Raw genomic sequence first — 17792 nt, 5'->3', positions numbered from 1 at the left:
GGCGATCCCGAGCTCGCCGCGGCCGACCGGCGCCTCGCCCGCGCCTACAACCGCGCGGTGGCCTCCGGCGTGCCGGCCCGGGCGCTGCGGGCCGAGCAGGACGACTGGCTCTCGATCCGCGACGACGCGGCCCGACGCTCGCCCGACGCCGTGGCCAGCGTGTACGAGCAGCGGATCCGCGAGCTGAACGATCTGGCCGAGGGTTACTGACAAGGAAAAACCCTCTCCCGCGGGGAGAGGGTTCCGGCGAGGGCGGGGCGCCCTCGAAGCCTGGCTGGATGTCCCGCCGGAGCGGACGAGGGACGGCCTGCGCCGCCCTCACCCGACCTCTGCGCGGGAGCGGGGATTAGCCCAGCATCTCGGCGACGGTGTCCCGCTCGCCGACCAGCTCGTCATTGGTGATCTTGATCTTCGACTTGGCGAAGTCGTCCATCTCGTAGGAGGTCACGACCTCGTACGCGCCCGGCGCGGTGGTCTTCACCGGCATCCCGGCCCACACGCCCTCGGCGAAGCCGTAGCGGCCTTCCGAGTTGACGGCGACGGAGTGGATCGCGCCGGGGGTCACCAGGTCGCGAACGTGGTCGATCAGGGCGTTGGCCGCCGACGCCGCCGAGCTCTGGCCGCGGGCCTCGATGATGGCGGCGCCGCGCTTGCCGACGGTCGGCAGGTACTCGTTCTCGAGGAAGGCGCGGTCGGCGATCACGTCCGCCGCGGCCTTGCCGCCGATCTTGGCGTGGGTGAAGTCGGCGAACATCGTCGGGCTGTGGTTGCCGTAGATGAACAGCTCGGAGACGTCGTTGATCGACACGCCGGCCTTCTTGGCGAGCTGGGCGCGGCCGCGGTTCTCGTCCAGGCGGACCATGGCGGTGAAGCGGTCCGGCGTCAGGCGCTTGGCCTGGCTGGCGGCGATCATGCAGTTGGTGTTGCAGGGGTTACCCACGACGGCGACGCGGGCGTCGTCGGCGGCCACCTCGTCGATCGCCCGGCCCTGGGCGATGAAGATCTTTCCGTTGTCCTTCAGCAGGTCGGCGCGCTCCATGCCCGGACCGCGGGGTTTGGAGCCCACCAGCAGGTTCCAGTTGGCGTCCTTGAAGGCGACCTTCGGGTCGTCGGTCAGCACCATGTCCTGCAGCAGCGGGAAGGCGCAGTCCTCGAGCTCCATGGCGACGCCCTTGAGCGCCTTCTGCGGGCCCTCGGCGGGGATCTCGAGGAGCTGGAGGATCACCGGCTGGTCCTTGCCCAGCATCTCGCCCGAGGCGATGCGGAACAGCAGGGCGTAGCCGATGTTGCCGGCCGCGCCGGTCACCGCCACGCGGATGGGGGACTTCGCCATGGGGTCACACTCCAGAAAAGGGCGTATGGAACGGCCGCCGGGCCGGGGGTCGCGGGGTCCGTAGCCAATTGACGGCCATGCTGCAATGCCGCAGACGCCCTCTGGCGCATGGCCGACCTCGATCCCGCCTTCCTCGCCACCTCGGACGCCCTCGGCGACCTGGCGCTCTGCCACGTGCGGCTGCAGCGGGACGCCCGCTACGCCTGGGTGGTGCTGATCCCCCGTTCGCCCGGCGCGCGCGAGCTGGAGGACCTGGCCCCCGGCGAGCGGGACGTGCTGATGGAGGAGATCGTCCGCGCCGGCCAGGCGGTCCGCGCCGTGGGCGAGACACTGGGCCGGCCGGTGGCCAAGCTCAACGTCGGCCAGCTCGGCAACGTCACCCCGCAGTTGCACGTCCACGTGGTCGGCCGCCGGCCGGACGACCCGGCCTGGCCGGGTCCGGTCTGGGGCCACGGCGCGGCGGAGACCTGGCGGCCCGCCGACCTGGCGTTGGCGCTCGACGCGGCGCGGCGGGCGCTGGGGCTCTGAACCCTAGGGCTGCGGCGGGGCTTTCACGAGCGTCACCGTGCGCCGCTGCCCGCCCTCCACCAGTTCGCCCGACCAGCGGTCGCCATAGCCGCCGCTGAAGTTGGCGCTGGCCTCGCCGAAGCGCAGGGTCAGCCGGCCGCCGTCGCGGCGGATCTCGTCCACGAAGCCCGAGGCGCCGAGCGCGCCCGGCCGGCGCAGGTCGCGCCAGGCGCCCTCCAGCGTCCCGCCCGAGCGGTCCACCAGCTTGAAGGCGTAGAGGCCGGCGCCGTCGGCCGCGGTCAGCGTCCAGGCGCCGTCGAGCGGCCCCTGGAAGGACTGGGCCGAGGCGAAGGAGGCGCGCAGCCGGGACTCGTAGGCGAGGTCGCGCACACTGGGCGGCGCGTCGGGGTTCTTCCCGGTCTGGTCCACGAACACCGGCTCGGTGAGCCGCGGCGCGGGGGGCGCATAGGGCACGGGCGCGGCCGGGATCGCGATCTCGGGCTCCGGCGCGGCGGCCGGCTCGGCGGCGGTGTCGGGCTCCTCCAGGTCGGCGGCGGACCGGGCGGGCTGGGTCTGCTGCTGTTGCAGGAGGGCCCCGATGGGATCTGCGGGCTGGGCGAGCGCGGGGCTGGCTGCGGCGATCAGCAGGGCGGCGGCGATGAGCCTCATCTTGCTCCGGAAACCTCGTGGGCGGCGATGGCCTCGTGGATAGCGATCAGACGTCGGGCCTGTTCCAGATGCAACCGCTCGACCATCCGGCCCTCGACCTTCAGCACGCCCTTGCCGGCCGCCTCCGGCGCGTCGAAGGCGGCGGCCACCGTCCGGGCCCAGGCGACCTCGTCCGGCTCGGGCGCGAAGGCGGCGTTGGCGGCGGCGAGGTGGCTCGGATGGATCAGGCTCTTGCCGTCGAAACCGAGGTCGGCGCCCTGCCGGCACTCCCGGGCCAACCCGTCGAGGTCCGGGATGTCGTTCCAGACGCCGTCCAGCACGGCGAGGCCATGGGCGCGGGCCGCCAGGACCGCCTGTGTGAGCGCCGGCAGCAGGGGCCTCCGCGCGGCGTCGGGCCGGCAGCGCATCTCCTTCACCAGGTCGTTGGCCCCCACGATCCAGGCGTCGCAGCGGCCGGCGGCGCAGGCCTCGCCGATGGCGTCGAGCCGCAGGATCGCCCGGCAGGTCTCGATCATCGCCCACAGCCGGGTTTCCGCCGGCAGCGCCGCGGCGTAGGCGGCGAGGTCCGCCGGCCCGGCGATCTTCGGGACCAGCACCGCGTCCGGCCCCGCGGCGGCTGCGGCGGCGAGGTCGTCGCGGCCCCAGGGAGTGTCGAGGCCGTTCACCCGGATCACCACCTCGCGGCCGCCGAAGCCGCCGCCCCGGACCGCGTCCGCCGCCTGGGCGCGGGCGTCCGCCTTTGCCTCCGGCGCCACCGCGTCCTCCAGGTCGAGGATGATCACGTCGGCGGGAAGGGTGCGGGCCTTCTCGATGGCCCGGGCGTTGGTCGCGGGGAGATAGAGGGCGCTGCGGCGGGGGCGGACCATGGGGACGAGGGGCTCCTTGGCGCATGGCGGACGCCTCCTCTTAGCGGTTAGGATGGCGCCATGACCACACGCTACGACCCGCACGCGAGGAACGTCCTGGGCGGCGAGCTGCAGCCCTGTTCCACCCGCCCCGTGACCGGCTTCTTCCGCAACGGCTGCTGCGAGACCGACCACAACGACCTCGGCATGCACACGGTCTGTGCGGTGATGACGGCGGAGTTCCTGGCCTTCTCCCGCTCGGTGGGGAACGACCTCTCCACGCCTCTGCCCGAGGCGATGTTCCCGGGCTTGCAGCCGGGCGACCGCTGGTGCCTCTGCGCGCCGCGGTGGAAGGAGGCGCTGGACGCCGGCGCGGCCCCGCAGGTGGTGCTGGAGGCGACCCACGAGGAAACCCTGGCGATCGTGCCGCTGGGCGTCCTCAAGGACCACGCCGTGGAGGCCTAGAGCCGGTACTCCGCCTCGAGGCGGTAGACCGAGCCGTCCTTGGTCTGGCGGCTCGAATAGAGGCCGAAGCGATCGACCCAGATGCCGGGGCTCTTCAGCAGGTTGTTGGCCTGGATCCAGCGGGCCACCTCGTCGGGGTTCGGCCGACGGGTGTAGGCGAGCGTCACGTGCGGCCGGTAGTGGCGGCCTTCGGCCTTCAGGCCGGCGCGACGGGCGGCGGTCTCGCAGGCCCGGGCGAGGTGGCGGAGCTCGGCGTTCTCCTGCACACCCGCCCAGACCGCGTGGATGTCGGCGCCGTCGCCGAACGCGCCGGCGCCTTCCAGCACCAGCTCGAACGGCCGGCCGCCCACCGCCGCGAGCTCGGCGTCGAGGTCACGGGCGACGTCCTCGCGCAGCTCGCCGAAGAAGCGCAGGGTGATGTGCAGCGCCTCGAGCGGGCGCCAGCGGGCGCCCTCGATGTCCTTCTGGCGTGCCTGAAGCGCCCGGCCGATGTCCTCGGGGATGGCGACGGCGGCGAAGAGGCGGATCATCCCCTCCCCTTTAGCCCGCCTGCAGCCCCTGCGCCACGAGCGGGGCGAGACGCCGGGCGATCAGGTTCACGCCGGCGGCGTTGGGGTGGATGCCGTCGCGCTGGTTGAGGTCGGGGTTGAGGACCACGCCCTCCAGCAGGTTCGGCAGGAACAGGACGCCGTGGGTGCGGGCGACGCTGGCGAAGGCCTGGTTGAAGTCTCGCGCATAGCGGCCGCCCAGCAGGTCCGGCACGCGGACGCCGGCCAGCACCACCTTGACGTTGCGCGCCTTCAGCCGGCGCACGATGCGGTCGAGGTTGGCGCGCACGGCGGCCGGATCGGCGCCGGTCAGCAGGTCGTTGCCGCCCAGCGCCACCACGCAGAGCTCGACGCCCGCCGGGACCGCCCGGTCGACGCGGGCCGCGCCTCCGGCGGTGGTGTCGCCGTTGACTCCCGCCGGCAGCACGCGGACCGGGGCGCCCAGCCGGGCGAGCTCGGCTTGCAGGCGGGACGGCAGGGCCTGACTGGCGGGCAGGCCGTAGCCGGCGGTGATGGAGTCGCCCAGGACGGCCACCTTGCGGACAGGCGCGGCCTCGGACGCCCCGGCCGCGGCGGCGAGCGCGAGGCCGGCGGCGAGCACGCCGCGGCGGGAGGGATCGGAAGAATTCATGGTCCGCGGCCATTTAGGCGCCCGCGATCAATCGCCAACCCCCTGCGACCCTAGAGTTTTGCTGCACCTGCGAGGTGCAGAGTTGCTGCACGTTCCGAGGTGATCCAAACGGCGTTTTTTAGGAACCCTTCACCCACCAAGGCCTTGCTTAGGCGACGAGCGGCCCCGATATTTGGGGCTGCGTCCAATCCGGACGAACTAGACAAGGGCTTTGCCTCAGATGAGCGACTTCAACCGCGGCTACGCGCGCACGATCCCCGCCGATCGCGCCGACATGTCGGTGGACGCGGGTCTTCGCAGCTTCATGCTCGGCGTCTACAACAAGGTTGCGCTGGGCCTGGTGGTCTCCGCCGCCCTCGCCTACCTGACCGGCCAGTTCCCGCCCGTCCGCGACCTGATGTACGCGGTGACGCCGGACGGCCGCTTCGCCGGCATGACCCCCATCGGCATGATCGTGGCCTTCGCGCCGCTCGCCGTGATGCTGTTCGGCATGTTCGCGCTGCGGAACGCCTCGCCGCGCAGCTCGGGCATCTTCTACTGGACGATCGTGGCGCTGATCGGCGCGGGCCTGGGCGTGCTGACGCTGGTCTACACCGGCGGCTCGATCGCCTCGACCTTCCTGATCACGGCCGCCGCCTTCGGCGCGCTGAGCCTGTTCGGCTACACGACGAAGAAGGACCTGACCGGCTTCGGCAGCTTCCTGATCGTCGGCCTGATCGGCCTGATCATCGCCTCGGTGGTGAACATCTTCCTGCAGAACTCGATGATGAACTTCATCATCAGCGTGCTGGGCGTGTTCATCTTCGCCGGCCTGATCGCCTACGACACCCAGCGCCTGAAGATGACCTACTACGAGCTGGGCGGCGACCAGGCGGCCATGGGCGTGGCCACCAACTACGGCGCGCTCAGCCTCTACATCAACTTCATCAACCTCTTCCAATTCCTGCTCAGCATCTTCGGCGACCGCCGCTAGACCAGAGCCAGGATCGAGGATCCGGAACCCCGGCGGGCGACCGCCGGGGTTTTTCTTTGGGCGATCCGGCCCTAGCCTCTCCCGCATGGTCGAGCTCCGCACCGAGAGGCTGAGGCTGCGCCGGGCGAGGCCCGAGGACCTGGAGGCGCTGTTCGCGGTGCTGAGCCACCCCGAGGCGATGCGGTACTGGTCGAGCCCGCCGCACGCCGACCGCGAGCAGACCCGCGCCTGGCTGGACGAGATGATCGCCGCCACGGACGAGGATTTCGTGGTCGAGTTCGAGGGTCGGGTGATCGGCAAGGCCGGCGCCTACCGCCTGCCCGACGTGGGCTACATCCTGCACCCGGACGCCTGGGGCCGGGGCCTGGCCACCGAGGCCATGGCCGCGGTGGTCGCCCACGTGTTCGCCACCCGCGACGTGGACCGGCTGACCGCGGACGTGGATCCGCGCAACGGCGCGTCCATCCGGCTGCTGGAGAAGCTCGGGTTCCGCGAGACCGGACGGGCGGCGCGCACCTGGCGGGTGGGCGAAGAGTGGTGCGACAGCGTCTACCTGGCCTTGGAGCGGCCTACTCCACGACCTTGAAGCGGCCCTTGTCGAAGAAGCGCAGCACCTGCTCCAGCTCGTGGCCGCGGCGCAGGATCATGCCGCCCTCGCCGATGATCGCCCAGGCGCCCTGTCGGCGGGCGAGCGCCGGCCGCTTCTCGATGCGGTAGAGCGGCTGTTCGCTGGAGCGGCGGAAGACCGAAAAGACGGCGGCGTCGGACAGGCCGTCCATGGCGTAGTCCCGCCACTCGCCCGCGGCCACCATGCGCCCGTAGAGGCTGAGCAGGCGCTCCAGTTCGCGCCTCTCGAAGAATACCCGCCCCTGCCGGGGCGCCGCGTAGGGCGGATCGAATGCCATTGAAACGAAGCCTAGACTGAATCTTCTGAGTTGTGCGAGCGCAGGCCGCAGAAGATGGGTTCCCGGGCGCGGGGAACAACCGGGGCCGGCACGCCTAGAAATCACCTTAATTCGGTCGCGCGGGCGACAAGGGCGAGGGGTTTATTGGCTGTGTCGGTTGGACAGAGACGGCGGTCCCGGATCCTGAACAGCCCCCCCAGCCCCCCTGGATCGGCGGCCTGTTCAACCGACACACTACACTGATCCCCCGACGAGCCCCCGCGGACCTCTCCAGCCGCGGGGGCTTTCGCGTTTAAGGGCTGCTGCGCGGGCCGTCGCTCTCCTGAGCGGGAGCTGTCGCCGCAGGGCGACGTTCCGGGCGTCTGAGCGGACCCCTCCGGCCCTCCGGGCCACCTCTCCGACCGGGGAGAAACCTCGGCTTCGCCCTCAGTCGGCCTTGGGCTGGGCCACGGCCAGTATGCGGCCGCCCTTGGCGCCCTGCACGATCACCACGGTGGCGAGGCCGGGATCCTCGGCCTCGGGCAGGCGGTAGGCGGTGGGCCGGCCCCGCCAGGCGCCCAGGCGATGGATCTCGCGCACCACGTTGCGATGGACGATGGTCTCGCCGCGGTTGTCGCCGCTCTTCACGGCCACCCCCTGCTCGCGCGGGTCGTAGCGCACCAGCCAGACCTCGGCCCCGCCGCGGGGCACGCGGCCAGAGCCCACGTCGACGCGCCGGGGGCTCATGAACTGCATGTCGGGCGGATCGACGGGCGTGCGGGCCGCCTCGCGGACGAGCTGCTCCACGCGCTGGGTCTGCCGCCCGGCCACCTGGGCACGCCCATCCACCACCACCTGCGGCGTGTAGGGCTCCCGCAGCTTCAGGCGCGCCACATAGGCCTTCTGACGCTCGGCGAACTCGGGCCGGGCGAAGGTGTCCTCCCAGCCCAGGTAGTCCCAGTAGTCCACCGAGAAGGTCAGCGGCAGGACGCCCGGGCGCTCAGCGAGGCGCACGACATAGGCGTTGGCCTCGCCGCAGGACTGGCAGCCCTGGGCGGTGAACAGCTCCACGACCACGGGCGGCCGCGCGAGGGCCGCCGCCGGCGTCAGCAGCAGCAGGAGGGTGAGGAGCGCGGCCTTCCGCATCGAGGCCGACTTAAGGGGTGTTCCGGCGGCTGTAAATTACAACAAGGCGTGAGACCTCCGGGGCGTCAGGCCGCAGGGGGCCGGAAACGGATCGGGCTCCGGACGGGGTCGTCCGGAGCCCGAGGTCTGCGCCGTTCGGCGAGCCGTCAGCCCTGGCGGGCGAGGCCGCGCAGCACGTAGTTCAGGACGCCGCCGTGCTTGAAGTACTCGAGCTCGGTGGGCGTATCGATCCGGCAGCGGACCGGGAAGCGGGCGATGCGGCCGTCGCTCGGACGGTACATCTCGACGATGAGCTGCTTGCGCGGCGCAAGGTCGGTGAGGCCGCGGATGGTGACGATCTCCTCGCCGGTCAGGCCGAGCTTGTGCCAGCCTTCCTGGGTGAACTGCAGCGGCAGCACGCCCATGCCGACCAGGTTCGAGCGGTGGATGCGCTCGAAGCTCTCGGCGACCACGGCCCGGACGCCGAGCAGCTTGGTGCCCTTGGCCGCCCAGTCGCGCGACGAGCCGGTGCCGTATTCCTTGCCCGCGAAGACCACCAGCGGACGGCCCTCGCCCTGATAGCGCATGGCCGCGTCGTAGATCGACATGGTCTCGCCGGAGGGGAAGTGCTTGGTCACGCCGCCCTCGATGTCGGGCGTGATCTTGTTGCGGATGCGGATGTTGGCGAAGGTGCCGCGCATCATGACTTCGTGGTTGCCGCGGCGCGCGCCGTAGGAGTTGAACTCCGACGTCGGCACCTGGCGCTCACGCAGGTAGACGCCCGCCGGCGAGGTGGCCTTGATCGAGCCGGCCGGCGAGATGTGGTCGGTGGTGATGGAGTCGCCGAACACGCCGAGGACGCGGGCCTCGACGATGTCCGTCACCGGCGCCGGCTCCATCTGCATGTCCTGGAAGTACGGCGGGTTCTGGACGTAGGTGGAGCCCATGTCCCAGGCGTAGGTCTGGCCGCCGGCCACCTTGATGCCCTGCCAGTTCTTGTCGCCCTTGAAGACGTCGGCATAGCGCGAGGCGAACATCTTGTTCGTCACGTGCTTGCGCTGCAGCGCGGCCACTTCCTCGGTGGTCGGCCAGATGTCCTTCAGGAACACTGGCCGGCCGTCCTTGCCCTCACCGAGCGGCTCGGTGGCCAGGTCCTTCAGCATGGTGCCGGCCAGCGCATAGGCCACCACCAGCGGCGGCGAGGCCAGGTAGTTGGCGCGCACGTCCGGGTTCACCCGGCCCTCGAAGTTCCGGTTGCCCGAGAGCACCGAGACAGCGACGAGGTCGTTCTTGTTGATGGCGTCCGAGATCGGCTCCGGCAGCGGGCCGGAGTTGCCGATGCAGGTCGTGCAGCCGTAGCCCACCAGGTTGAAGCCCAGCGCGTCGAGGTGCTTCGTCAGGCCGGCGGCCTTCAGGTAGTCGGTGACCACCTGCGAGCCGGGGGCGAGCGAGGTCTTCACCCACGGCTTCACCTGCAGGCCCTTCTCCACCGCCTTCTTGGCCACCAGGCCGGCGGCGATCAGCACCGAGGGGTTGGAGGTGTTGGTGCAGGAGGTGATGGCGGCGATCACCACGTCGCCGTTGCCGATGTCGAAGTTCTCCTTCTCCACCGGGAAGCGCACGTCCATGGCGTCGGCCTTGCCGAAGTCGTTGGCCAGGGCCGCCTTGAACTCGGCAGCCGCGCCGGTGAGCAGCACGCGGTCCTGCGGGCGCTTCGGGCCGGCCAGCGAGGCGGCGACCGTGCCGAGGTCGAGCTCGAGGGTGTCGGTGAACACCGGATCCGGGTCGGACGCGTCGCGCCAGATGCCCTGCTCCTTGGCGTAGGCCTCGACGAGGGCCACGCGGTCGGGGTCACGGCCGGTGGCGGTCAGGTAGCTGATCGTCGCCTGGGTGACCGGGAAGAAGCCGCAGGTGGCGCCGTATTCCGGGGCCATGTTGGCGATGGTGGCCTGGTCTTCCAGGGTCAGGTTGGCGAGGCCGGGGCCGTAGAACTCCACGAATTTGCCCACGACACCCTTCTTGCGGAGCATCTGGGTGACGGTGAGCACCAGGTCGGTGGCGGTGGCGCCCTCCGGCAGGGCGCCGTCCAGGCGGAAGCCGATGACCTCGGGGATCAGCATCGGGATCGGCTGGCCCAGCATGGCGGCCTCGGCCTCGATGCCGCCCACGCCCCAGCCCAGCACGGCCAAGCCGTTGACCATGGTGGTGTGGCTGTCGGTGCCGACGACGGTGTCCGGATAGGCGACGGTCGCGCCCTCGTCGTCGTTGGTCCACACGGTCTGCGCCAGGTACTCGAGGTTCACCTGGTGGCAGATGCCGGTGCCCGGCGGCACCACGCGGAAGTTGTTGAAGGCCGAGGAGCCCCAGCGCAGGAAGCGGTAGCGCTCCATGTTGCGCTCGTACTCGCGCTCGACGTTGGCGGCGAACGACTTGCCGGTGCCGAAGTAGTCCACCATCACCGAGTGGTCGATGACGAGGTCGACCGGGTTCAGCGGATTGATCTTCTCGGGGTTGGCGCCGAGCTGGGTCATGGCGTCGCGCATGGCGGCCAGGTCGACCACCGCCGGCACGCCGGTGAAGTCCTGCATCAGCACGCGGGCGGGACGGAAGCTGATCTCGTGCTCCACGGAGCCCTTGTTCTCGAGCCAGGCGGCCAGCGCCTTGAGGTCGTCCTGGGTGACGGTGTCGCCGTCCTCGTTGCGCAGCAGGTTCTCGAGCAGGACCTTCATCGAGATCGGCAGGCGGCTCACGCCCGAAAGTCCCGCTTCCTCGGCGGCGCGAAGGCTGTAGTAAGCGTAGGTCTTGTCGCCCACCACGAGCTCGCGGCGGGTTTTCAGGCTGTCGATCGACGCCATAGGGGAGATCCTCTCTCTGTTCCCGGCCGCCCCACGTCATCCCCGAGGAGCGCGCGTCTTTAGAGGCGGACACACAGGTTCCGACTCCGCGCGGCGTACGTCCCCTTCGTCGACGGCGGCCGGGCGCTCCATACGCCGAACCGCCTGGAACGTCCATGCGAAGGGCGTGTGCGAATGATTCGCACGGTGGAGCTGCAGGCGGTGGCCGTGCGCCGCGGCGGGCGGCTGCTGTTCGAAGGGGTGGACCTGGCGCTGCACGCGGGCGAGGCCTGCGCGCTGACCGGCGCCAACGGGGTGGGCAAGACCAGCCTGCTGCGCTGCGTGGCCGGCCTGGTCCGGGCCGAGGCGGGGCAGGTGGCGTTCGGCGGGATCGAGCCGTCGGAGGCGCGCGGCGCGGGCCTGCACTTCGTCGGCCATCACGACGGGCTGAAGCCGGCGCGCACGGCGCGCGAGGAGCTGGCCTTCTGGACGCGCTGGCTGGGCGGGGCGGAGATCGGCGAGGCCGCCGAGGCGCTGGAGCTCGGGCCGCTGCTCGACCTGGAGGTGCGCCGGCTGTCGGCCGGGCAGCGGCGGCGCGTGGCTCTGGCCCGCCTGCTCGCCGCGCCGCGGCCGCTGTGGCTGCTGGACGAGCCGCTCAGCCCGCTGGACGCCCGCTGGCGCGCCCGGCTGGGCGAGATCATGCAACGGCACCTGGACGGCGGCGGGATGATCCTCGCGGCGGTCCACGATCCCCTGCCGGTGGCCACCCGCAGCTTGGAGCTGGTGGGATGAGCCGGATTCTCACCCTGCTGTCGCGCGAGGCGACCCTCGCCTGGGGCCGCGGCGGCGGACCGCTGGTCGCCGTGGGCTTCTACGCCGGCGTCGCCACCCTGTTGCCCCTGGCCATCGGGCCCGAGCCCGCCCGGCTGGCGGCCGTGGCGCCGGGCCTCGCCTGGGTCGCCCTGGCCCTGGCGTCCCTGCTCTCCCTCGAACGGCTCTTCGAGCGCGACTACGAGGACGGCGCGCTGGACCTGCTGCTGCTGGCCGAGACGCCGCTAGAGCTGACCTGCGCCGTGAAGTGCCTGGGCCAGTGGCTGGCCACAGGGGCGCCGCTGGCGCTGGCCGCGCCGGTGGCCGCGATCGCGCTCGGCGCCAGCCCGGCGCTCGCCCCGCTGATCTTCGCCTGCGCCCTGCTGGGCGGCCTGGCCTTCGCCTTCGTGGGCGGGATCGGCGCGGCGCTCAGCCTGGGGGCGCGGCGCGGCGGGCTGCTGACGGCGGTGATCGTCCTGCCGCTGTTCACCCCGCCGGTGATCTTCGGCGGCGGGGCGCTGGACTCCTTCGCCGCCGGCCTGCCCTGGCAGCCGGGGTTCGCCCTGCTGGGCGCCTATGCGCTCGCTGCCGTGGCGCTGGGGCCGGTGGCCATGGCGGCGGCCTGCCGCAACGCCCTCTCCTAGGGCTGGGCGTCGCGCGGCTTCGGGTACCAGAGCGCGTTCACGATCACCCAGCGCTCGCCGAACCGGCCGAGATGGAAGTAGTCCACGAACCAGGGCGTCTCGACCCGGGCCACGGCGGCGTTGCCGGTGACGTCCAGCACCTTCACCGAGCGGCTCCACTGGGCCCTCGGCGTCTTCAGCACGCCCTGTCGGGTGAGCTCGACCAGCTCCTCCTTGGTCATCCGGCGCAGGCCGAGCGGCTCGTCGGGGTCGGTGGTCTCCACCGCCCGCTTGGCGAGGTCTGGGTGCAGCGAGCGGGCCACGCGCCGGGCGTCGCCCTCGAGCTGGCCGTCCACATAGTCGTAGGCCACGGCCTCGATCGCCTGGACGGTGGCGGCGTCGGCCGGCGCGGGGGCGGCGGCCTGCAGCGCCGCGGCGGCGGCGAGGACGGCGAGCATGGCGGAGGTCTCCGGGTTCGAACGGGCCGGCCCTATCCAACCGGTCACGGCTCGCGCAAGCGCGTTCGGCGAACATGAACAAAGCTTCACGCTAAGCGGCGCCGTTTCGCCCATTTTGGGCGTGAGCTTCGGGCTAGCTTGACGGTCCGCGACCTGGAGACACGGCATGACCCGACTGACCCACTCCGCCCTGGCGGCCGCCCTGGCCGCGCTGCTGGCCGGCGGCGCGGCCGCGGCCTACGCCCAGACCAGCCCTGACGAGGCCGTGCGCCAGGCGCAGCACGACGCCCGCAAGGCCGAGCGCGACGGCCGCGTCGCCGCCATGGAGGCCCGACGGGCCGGGCGCCAGGCGGAGCGGATGCGCGGCCGCCCGGCCCATCCCGTCATCGTGCGCCTGGACGACGACCGCGACCGCAGCGAGCACCTGCGCAACATCCTGCAACTGCGCCCCAACCAGGAGGCGGCGCTGAACGCCTACCTGGAGGCGATGACGCCGAAGACCGACCACCTCGTGCGGTTCGACCGCGAGGACGGCGAGGCCCGGCGCACCACGCCCGAGCGTCTGGCCGAGATGGAGCAGCGCCTGGCCGAGCGCGAGGCGCAGGGCCGCGCCCGCATCGAGGCCACCCGCCGGTTCTACGCCCAGCTCGACGAGCGCCAGAAGAAGGCCTTCGACGAGCTGCCGCTGATGATGGGCCCGGGCCATTTCGGGCCGGGGGCGATGCACATCGTCCACCGCGGCGCGCCGCTGCACGCGCCGCTTCCGCCGCCGCCGCCCGCGCCGCCCCGGCCGCCCGCCCCCCCGTCCCCGCCCTCGGACCTTTAGCCCGACTTGCGAGGCGGGCCGGCGGGCTCTAAGCCAGCGGCATGATCCCGGCGCCCGCCTTCCTGGCGAACCCTGAGCGGTTCATGGCCTTCTCGCGATGGGCCGCGCCGCTGCTGGGCGCGCTCGCCCTCGCGCTGGCCGTCGCGGGGCTTTGGCTGACCTTCTCGGTGCCGGAGGACTACCAGCAGGGCGACACCGTGCGGATCATGTTCATCCATGCGCCGGCGGCCCAACTCGGCCTGTTCGTCTACGCCTGCCTGGGCGCGGCGAGCTTCCTGGCGCTCGTCTTCCGCCACGTGCTGGCCGACGCCGCCGCCCAGGCCGCCGCCCCGCTGGGCGCGGCCTTCACCTTCCTGGCGCTGGCCACCGGCTCGCTGTGGGGCCAGCCCATGTGGGGGACGTGGTGGGTGTGGGACGCCCGCCTGACCTCGGTGCTGGTGCTGTTCCTGTTCTACGTGGCTTACATGGCGCTGCGCGCTTCGCTCGACGACGAGGCCAAGGCCAGCCGCGCCGCCGCCATCCTGGCGCTGGTCGGCCTGGTCAACCTGCCGGTGGTCTATTTCTCGGTCGAATGGTGGAACACCCTGCACCAGGGGTCCTCCACCTTCGCCGGCGAGGGCCGCGGCCTCGCGCCGGTCTACCGGCCGCCCTTCTACCTGATGAGCCTGGCCTATATGGCGGCGTTCGGGTCGCTGTGGCTGGTCCGCATCCGCGGCGAGGTCTGGCGCCGGCGCGCCGAGGCCGCGGCGCTGCGGGCGGCGAGGGCCTGAGAGCATGACGCCGGACTTCGACGCCAGCCCCTACGCCGCCTACGTGTGGCCGGCCTTCGCGCTCACCGCCCTGGTGTTCGCCTGGATGGTGCTGGGCGCGCTGGCCCACGCCCGCAAGTGGAAGCGCCGGGCCGACGAGCGCGGCGGCCGATGAGGCGCTGGCTCGCCTTCCTGCCGCTGGCGGTGCTGGCCGCTCTGGGCGGCCTGTTCGGCCTCTACGCGCTGAACCGCAACCCGCAGGTCCAGCCGGAGGCCATGGTCGGCAAGCAACTGCCGAACCTCACCCTGCCGACGCTCGCCGAAGGCCAGCCCGTGCCGCTGCGCGAAGCGGCGGCCGAGGGGCCGATGCTGGTGAACTTCTTCGCCTCCTGGTGCGCGCCCTGCGAGATCGAGCATCCGGTCCTGGTGCAGATGAAGCGCGACCAGGTGCGGATCGTCGGCATCGCCTACAAGGACGCGCCGCAGAACACCCAGGGCTTCCTGACCCGCCTGGGCGACCCGTTCTCCGAAATCCTGGTGGACCGCGACGGGCGCGCCGGCATCGAGTTCGGCGTCACCGGCGTGCCCGAGACCTATGTGGTCGGCCGCGACGGCACGATCCTGGCCAAGCACACCGGCCCCCTGACCCTCGAGGCGGCGCGACAGCTCGCCGCACGCGCCCGCTGAGCGCCGGGCTTCCGCCGCAAACCGGCCGATATGGCTAACGCGCCGTTAACCATGTCCGGCGAGCCTGCCTGACGTGACTCCGATCCGCCCGACCGGCCTTGCCCCCACGCCTCCGGCCCAGCCGGTCCAGCGGCCTGACGCCGGCCGCCTGGCGGCGCAGCGCGCCTTCTTCGACATGATCGCCGGCAAGACCCCCGCGGCGGCGGCCCCGGCGGCGGCGGCCGCCCAGCCGGAGCCTGCGGTCGCCAGTCCGCAGCGGATCGCCCCGGCTCCGGCCGAACCGCCGGCCCGGATCCTGCGGCCCGGCTCCCTGCTCGACATCCGGGTCTGACCGAACGGCGTTCCGCTGTTAAGCTGTTCAAGAAATTGCCCAAATTCATCGCGGAACAGCTCGCCCGGTGCGCGAGTTACGCCCGCCGTGATGGCAAATGATGAGACGAGCGAGAGGGACGCGCGCGTCCAGGCCGAAGCCGCCGCCCTGTGGCGCGAGCTGTTCGGCGAACCACCCCCGATCCGGGCGGAGGGCTCGATGATGCTCGACGCCATCATGCAGAGCCTGCCGGCCAAAGGGTACGACCGCCTGTGCTCGCCCTACCTGCGCCCGTCGCAGATCGCCCATCCGCGGCAGGGCTTCGCCGGCCGCTAGGCCTTCACCGCCTTCTTGCGCTTCTGAGGCTCGGGCTTGGCCGGCTTCGCCGCCTTCTTGCCGTTGCGCCCCGCCCCGGACGCCGCCTCCGCCTGGGCTTCCACCAGATCGCGAAGGATCGAGACCAGGGTGGTGCGCCGCCCGCCGCCGGCGATCAGCTTCAGCAGGCGGGCGTCCGCCTCGGCCATCTTCGGCCGCGCAGCCTCCAGGGTCTCGCGTCCGAGCACGGTCAGCCGCACGGCGTTGGCCCGGGCGTCGGAGGCGGAGCGCTCGCGCTCCAGCAGCCCCTTGGTGATCATTCGCGCGGCCATGTCGGCCAGGGTGGAGCGGTCGATGCCGGTGATCCGCACGAGGTCCGTCTGCGTCGCCCCCTCATGATCGGCGGCCGCGGCCAGCACCGCGTACTGCCGCTGGGTGACGCCAAGCGGGCCGAACACCTCCGCATAGATATCGACGGCGACCTGCTGTGCGCGGTGCAGCAGGTGACTGGGCGACCGGTCTAGCGCGGCCACACCCTTCGTCGCTGATTTGGATTTCGCCATGGACTCCTACAGACGCCCCCACCTGCAGTGTAACGCCGTTATACGAGTCGCTGTGTCGGGTAAACGACGCAAATCTATGTCTGGCGAGAAATTTTATTCCGTCGGCGGAGGCGGAAGGTCCTCGGCCTTCATGTACCGCATGAGCAGCGGCAATTGGGTCAGGACGAAGGCGATGGTCAGGAGCTGGAGCCCGAAGGAGCGGAACGCGACCCAGGTGGCTTCCGTCTGGGTGCGCCAGACCGCCTCGTTGAGGACCGCCAGGCTCCAGTAGAAGAGCCCGAACCGCAGCATGAGCTTGCGCCAGACCTCGTCGGGCAGGACGAGCGTCTGGCCGAGCACCGCCTTCAGCGGGTTCTTCTTCATCAGCAGGCCGCCCAGCAGCACGGCCCCGAGGGCGAAGTTCAGCACCGTCGGCTTCACCTTCATGATCCGGGGATCGTGGAACACCAGCGTCAGGCCGCCGAACAGCGCGCCCATCAGGCCGACGAACAGCGGCAGGGGCGCGAGCCGACGCTCGACGATCCCGCCCACCAGCAGGGCCACCACCGAGGTGACCACGATCGCGACGGTGGCCTTCATGAAGTCGCGGCCGAAGCCGAAGTAGACCACGGCGAAGGCGATGGGGGCCGAATAGTCGACGAACCAACGGACCCACTTGCGACGGCTCTCGGCGCTCATCGGACGGGCTCCTCAAGGCCGACCAGGGAGCGGGCGAAGGCGCGGGCGTCGAACGGCTGCAGGTCGTCGATCCCCTCGCCGACGCCGACCAGCTTGATCGGGCTGTCCGACGCCTGGGCGACGGGGACGAGGACGCCGCCGCGCGCCGTCCCGTCGAGCTTGGTCATCACGATGCCGGAGACGCCGATCTGGTTGCCGAAGATGTTCTCCTGGGCGAGCGCGTTGCGGCCCACCGTGGCGTCGAGCACCAGCAGGGTCTCGTGCGGCGCGTCGGGATCCACCTTCTTGACCACCCGGATGATCTTCAGGAGCTCGTCCATCAGCCCCTGCTTGTTCTGCAGCCGCCCGGCCGTGTCGATGAGCACCACGTCGTAGCCTTCGGCCTTGGCGCGCTCGACGGCGTCGAAGGCCAGGCCCGCGGCGTCCGAGCCCGTCGGCCGCGACATGAAGTCGGCGCCGGACCGCTCCGCCCACACCTTGAGCTGCTCCACGGCGGCGGCCCGGAAGGTGTCGCCGGCCACCACCAGCACCTTGGCCCCGCGGCTCTTCAGGTCCGAGGCGATCTTACCGAGCGTGGTGGTCTTGCCCGAGCCGTTCACCCCGATGAACAGCACGATGTAGGGCCGGGGGCCGGACAGCGGGTCGAAGTCGCCCTGCCGGGTGGAGAGCTCGTCGCCGATCGCCTGGGCCAGCGCCTCCTTGATCTCCTCCTCGGAGACCGTCTTGCCGAACTTCTCGTCGGCGAAGCGCTGGGTGATCCGGGCGGCGGAGTGGGGGCCGAGGTCCGCCTCGATCAGCATCTCCTCGAGCTCGTCCAGCTTGGCCTGGTCGAGCGGCGCCTTCTGGACGAAGGCGCTGGTGATCTGCTCGCCCATCTGCTTCGACGAGCGGGAGAGGCCTTCGGTGAGCCGCTGGAACCAGCCGCGTTTGGGTTCTGCCATGGGGCGGGGTTCTAGCCG

The 17792-nt window shown here is 71.6% G+C and carries 25 protein-coding genes; 13 read left to right on the top strand and 12 right to left on the bottom strand.

All coding sequences use genetic code 11. The features are described from left to right. Positions 1-210, top strand: a 210-nt coding sequence (locus ACE3Q8_RS19665; protein ID WP_374472119.1) for a lysozyme inhibitor LprI family protein, incomplete at its 5' end; no start/stop codon positions are given. A gap of 136 nt (positions 211-346) precedes the next feature. Here the strand turns inward: ACE3Q8_RS19665 and ACE3Q8_RS19660 are convergent. Next, the gene (locus ACE3Q8_RS19660) at positions 347-1333 is read right to left on the bottom strand and encodes a malate dehydrogenase (RefSeq protein ID WP_374472117.1); all 987 of its coding nucleotides are present in this window, start codon (positions 1331-1333) and stop codon (positions 347-349) included. A gap of 108 nt (positions 1334-1441) precedes the next feature. Between ACE3Q8_RS19660 and ACE3Q8_RS19655 the strand changes: the two genes are divergently transcribed. Then, complete coding sequence (locus tag ACE3Q8_RS19655) at positions 1442-1861, top strand: HIT domain-containing protein (RefSeq protein ID WP_374472115.1); 420 nt, start codon at positions 1442-1444, stop codon at positions 1859-1861. A 3-nt stretch (positions 1862-1864) separates the two neighbouring features. Here the strand turns inward: ACE3Q8_RS19655 and ACE3Q8_RS19650 are convergent, their stop codons facing one another. Together ACE3Q8_RS19650 and ACE3Q8_RS19645 are read right to left on the bottom strand one after the other, a co-directional pair. Then, positions 1865-2509: a hypothetical protein gene (locus ACE3Q8_RS19650; protein ID WP_374472113.1), complete on the bottom strand. Its 645-nt coding sequence runs from the start codon at positions 2507-2509 to the stop codon at positions 1865-1867. Continuing rightward, on the bottom strand, positions 2506-3375 hold the full coding sequence (locus ACE3Q8_RS19645) for a CoA ester lyase (protein WP_374472111.1): 870 nt from the start codon (positions 3373-3375) through the stop codon (positions 2506-2508). Before ACE3Q8_RS19645 ends, ACE3Q8_RS19650 begins: the two co-directional genes overlap by 4 nt. Before the next feature lie 60 nt (positions 3376-3435). Here ACE3Q8_RS19645 and ACE3Q8_RS19640 point away from each other — a divergent pair, with 60 nt between their 5' ends. Further along, positions 3436-3819, top strand: coding sequence for a DUF2237 family protein (locus ACE3Q8_RS19640; RefSeq protein ID WP_374472109.1), 384 nt, complete (start codon positions 3436-3438; stop codon positions 3817-3819). On the opposite strand, the gene thpR is transcribed toward ACE3Q8_RS19640, so the two are convergent. Continuing rightward, positions 3816-4349: an RNA 2',3'-cyclic phosphodiesterase gene (thpR, locus tag ACE3Q8_RS19635; protein ID WP_374472107.1), complete on the bottom strand. Its 534-nt coding sequence runs from the start codon at positions 4347-4349 to the stop codon at positions 3816-3818. The two genes, ACE3Q8_RS19640 and thpR, sit on opposite strands and share 4 nt — an antisense overlap. Before the next feature lie 10 nt (positions 4350-4359). Continuing rightward, positions 4360-4998, bottom strand: coding sequence for an arylesterase (locus ACE3Q8_RS19630; RefSeq protein WP_374472105.1), 639 nt, complete (start codon positions 4996-4998; stop codon positions 4360-4362). 220 nt (positions 4999-5218) lie between these two features. On the opposite strand from ACE3Q8_RS19630, the gene ACE3Q8_RS19625 reads away from it, so the two are divergent. Both ACE3Q8_RS19625 and ACE3Q8_RS19620 read left to right on the top strand, forming a co-directional pair. Next, complete coding sequence (locus tag ACE3Q8_RS19625) at positions 5219-5971, top strand: Bax inhibitor-1/YccA family protein (RefSeq protein WP_374472103.1); 753 nt, start codon at positions 5219-5221, stop codon at positions 5969-5971. Positions 5972-6056: 85 nt separating this feature from the next. Beyond that, complete coding sequence (locus ACE3Q8_RS19620) at positions 6057-6557, top strand: GNAT family N-acetyltransferase (protein WP_374472102.1); 501 nt, start codon at positions 6057-6059, stop codon at positions 6555-6557. Here ACE3Q8_RS19620 and ACE3Q8_RS19615 read toward each other — a convergent pair. The 3 genes from ACE3Q8_RS19615 to acnA all read right to left on the bottom strand — a co-directional run bounded on the left by ACE3Q8_RS19615 (position 6541) and on the right by acnA (position 10835). Then, positions 6541-6876 carry a DUF2794 domain-containing protein gene (locus ACE3Q8_RS19615; RefSeq protein WP_374472101.1) on the bottom strand — a complete coding sequence of 112 codons (336 nt, stop codon included), beginning with the start codon at positions 6874-6876 and terminating at the stop codon, positions 6541-6543. The genes ACE3Q8_RS19620 and ACE3Q8_RS19615 overlap by 17 nt on opposite strands. A 426-nt stretch (positions 6877-7302) precedes the next feature. Continuing rightward, positions 7303-8001: a DUF1223 domain-containing protein gene (locus tag ACE3Q8_RS19610; RefSeq protein ID WP_374472099.1), complete on the bottom strand. Its 699-nt coding sequence runs from the start codon at positions 7999-8001 to the stop codon at positions 7303-7305. Positions 8002-8147: 146 nt separating this feature from the next. Next, complete coding sequence (acnA, locus tag ACE3Q8_RS19605) at positions 8148-10835, bottom strand: aconitate hydratase AcnA (protein ID WP_374472098.1); 2688 nt, start codon at positions 10833-10835, stop codon at positions 8148-8150. A gap of 174 nt (positions 10836-11009) precedes the next feature. On the opposite strand from acnA, the gene ccmA reads away from it, so the two are divergent. Both ccmA and ccmB read left to right on the top strand, forming a co-directional pair. Next, positions 11010-11606: a heme ABC exporter ATP-binding protein CcmA gene (gene ccmA / locus ACE3Q8_RS19600; protein WP_374472096.1), complete on the top strand. Its 597-nt coding sequence runs from the start codon at positions 11010-11012 to the stop codon at positions 11604-11606. Then, positions 11603-12268, top strand: a complete 666-nt coding sequence (gene ccmB, locus ACE3Q8_RS19595; RefSeq protein ID WP_374472095.1) for a heme exporter protein CcmB — start codon at positions 11603-11605, stop codon at positions 12266-12268. The genes ccmA and ccmB overlap by 4 nt, the downstream gene beginning before the upstream one ends. On the opposite strand, the gene ACE3Q8_RS19590 is transcribed toward ccmB, so the two are convergent. After that, entirely contained in the window at positions 12265-12705 is a 441-nt protein-coding gene (locus ACE3Q8_RS19590; protein ID WP_374472093.1) for a nuclear transport factor 2 family protein, read from the bottom strand. The two genes, ccmB and ACE3Q8_RS19590, sit on opposite strands and share 4 nt — an antisense overlap. A gap of 166 nt (positions 12706-12871) precedes the next feature. Here ACE3Q8_RS19590 and ACE3Q8_RS19585 point away from each other — a divergent pair, with 166 nt between their 5' ends. The 6 genes from ACE3Q8_RS19585 (at position 12872) to ACE3Q8_RS19560 (ending at position 15613) form a co-directional block, all read left to right on the top strand. Then, on the top strand, positions 12872-13531 hold the full coding sequence (locus ACE3Q8_RS19585) for a Spy/CpxP family protein refolding chaperone (protein ID WP_374472091.1): 660 nt from the start codon (positions 12872-12874) through the stop codon (positions 13529-13531). 41 nt (positions 13532-13572) lie between these two features. Beyond that, positions 13573-14301: a heme ABC transporter permease CcmC gene (gene ccmC, locus ACE3Q8_RS19580; RefSeq protein ID WP_374472089.1), complete on the top strand. Its 729-nt coding sequence runs from the start codon at positions 13573-13575 to the stop codon at positions 14299-14301. A 4-nt stretch (positions 14302-14305) separates the two neighbouring features. Next, a complete protein-coding gene (ccmD, locus tag ACE3Q8_RS19575) occupies positions 14306-14455 on the top strand; it encodes a heme exporter protein CcmD (protein WP_374472087.1) in 150 nt (49 codons plus the stop codon). Continuing rightward, entirely contained in the window at positions 14452-14967 is a 516-nt protein-coding gene (locus ACE3Q8_RS19570) for a DsbE family thiol:disulfide interchange protein (RefSeq protein ID WP_374472086.1), read from the top strand. The genes ccmD and ACE3Q8_RS19570 overlap by 4 nt, the downstream gene beginning before the upstream one ends. Positions 14968-15040: 73 nt before the next feature. After that, complete coding sequence (locus ACE3Q8_RS19565) at positions 15041-15298, top strand: hypothetical protein (protein WP_374472085.1); 258 nt, start codon at positions 15041-15043, stop codon at positions 15296-15298. A gap of 87 nt (positions 15299-15385) precedes the next feature. Further along, positions 15386-15613, top strand: a complete 228-nt coding sequence (locus ACE3Q8_RS19560; protein WP_374472083.1) for a hypothetical protein — start codon at positions 15386-15388, stop codon at positions 15611-15613. Here ACE3Q8_RS19560 and ACE3Q8_RS19555 read toward each other — a convergent pair. The 3 genes from ACE3Q8_RS19555 to ftsY form a co-directional block, all read right to left on the bottom strand. Beyond that, entirely contained in the window at positions 15610-16155 is a 546-nt protein-coding gene (locus ACE3Q8_RS19555) for a MarR family winged helix-turn-helix transcriptional regulator (protein WP_374472081.1), read from the bottom strand. The two genes, ACE3Q8_RS19560 and ACE3Q8_RS19555, sit on opposite strands and share 4 nt — an antisense overlap. A gap of 93 nt (positions 16156-16248) precedes the next feature. Beyond that, complete coding sequence (locus tag ACE3Q8_RS19550; RefSeq protein WP_374472079.1) at positions 16249-16833, bottom strand: inner membrane-spanning protein YciB; 585 nt, start codon at positions 16831-16833, stop codon at positions 16249-16251. Next, positions 16830-17774 (bottom strand): signal recognition particle-docking protein FtsY, encoded by a 945-nt coding sequence (ftsY, locus tag ACE3Q8_RS19545; RefSeq protein WP_374472078.1) that lies wholly within the window; start codon positions 17772-17774, stop codon positions 16830-16832. Before ftsY ends, ACE3Q8_RS19550 begins: the two co-directional genes overlap by 4 nt. Between the last annotated feature and the right edge of the window lie 18 nt (positions 17775-17792).

Origin of the sequence: Phenylobacterium sp. (assembly GCF_041913825.1) — a bacterium.
Taxonomy (GTDB): Bacteria; Pseudomonadota; Alphaproteobacteria; order Caulobacterales; family Caulobacteraceae; genus Phenylobacterium.
Note: the sequence above shows the minus strand (reverse complement) of the source record. Positions and strands in the feature narration are given on the sequence as shown.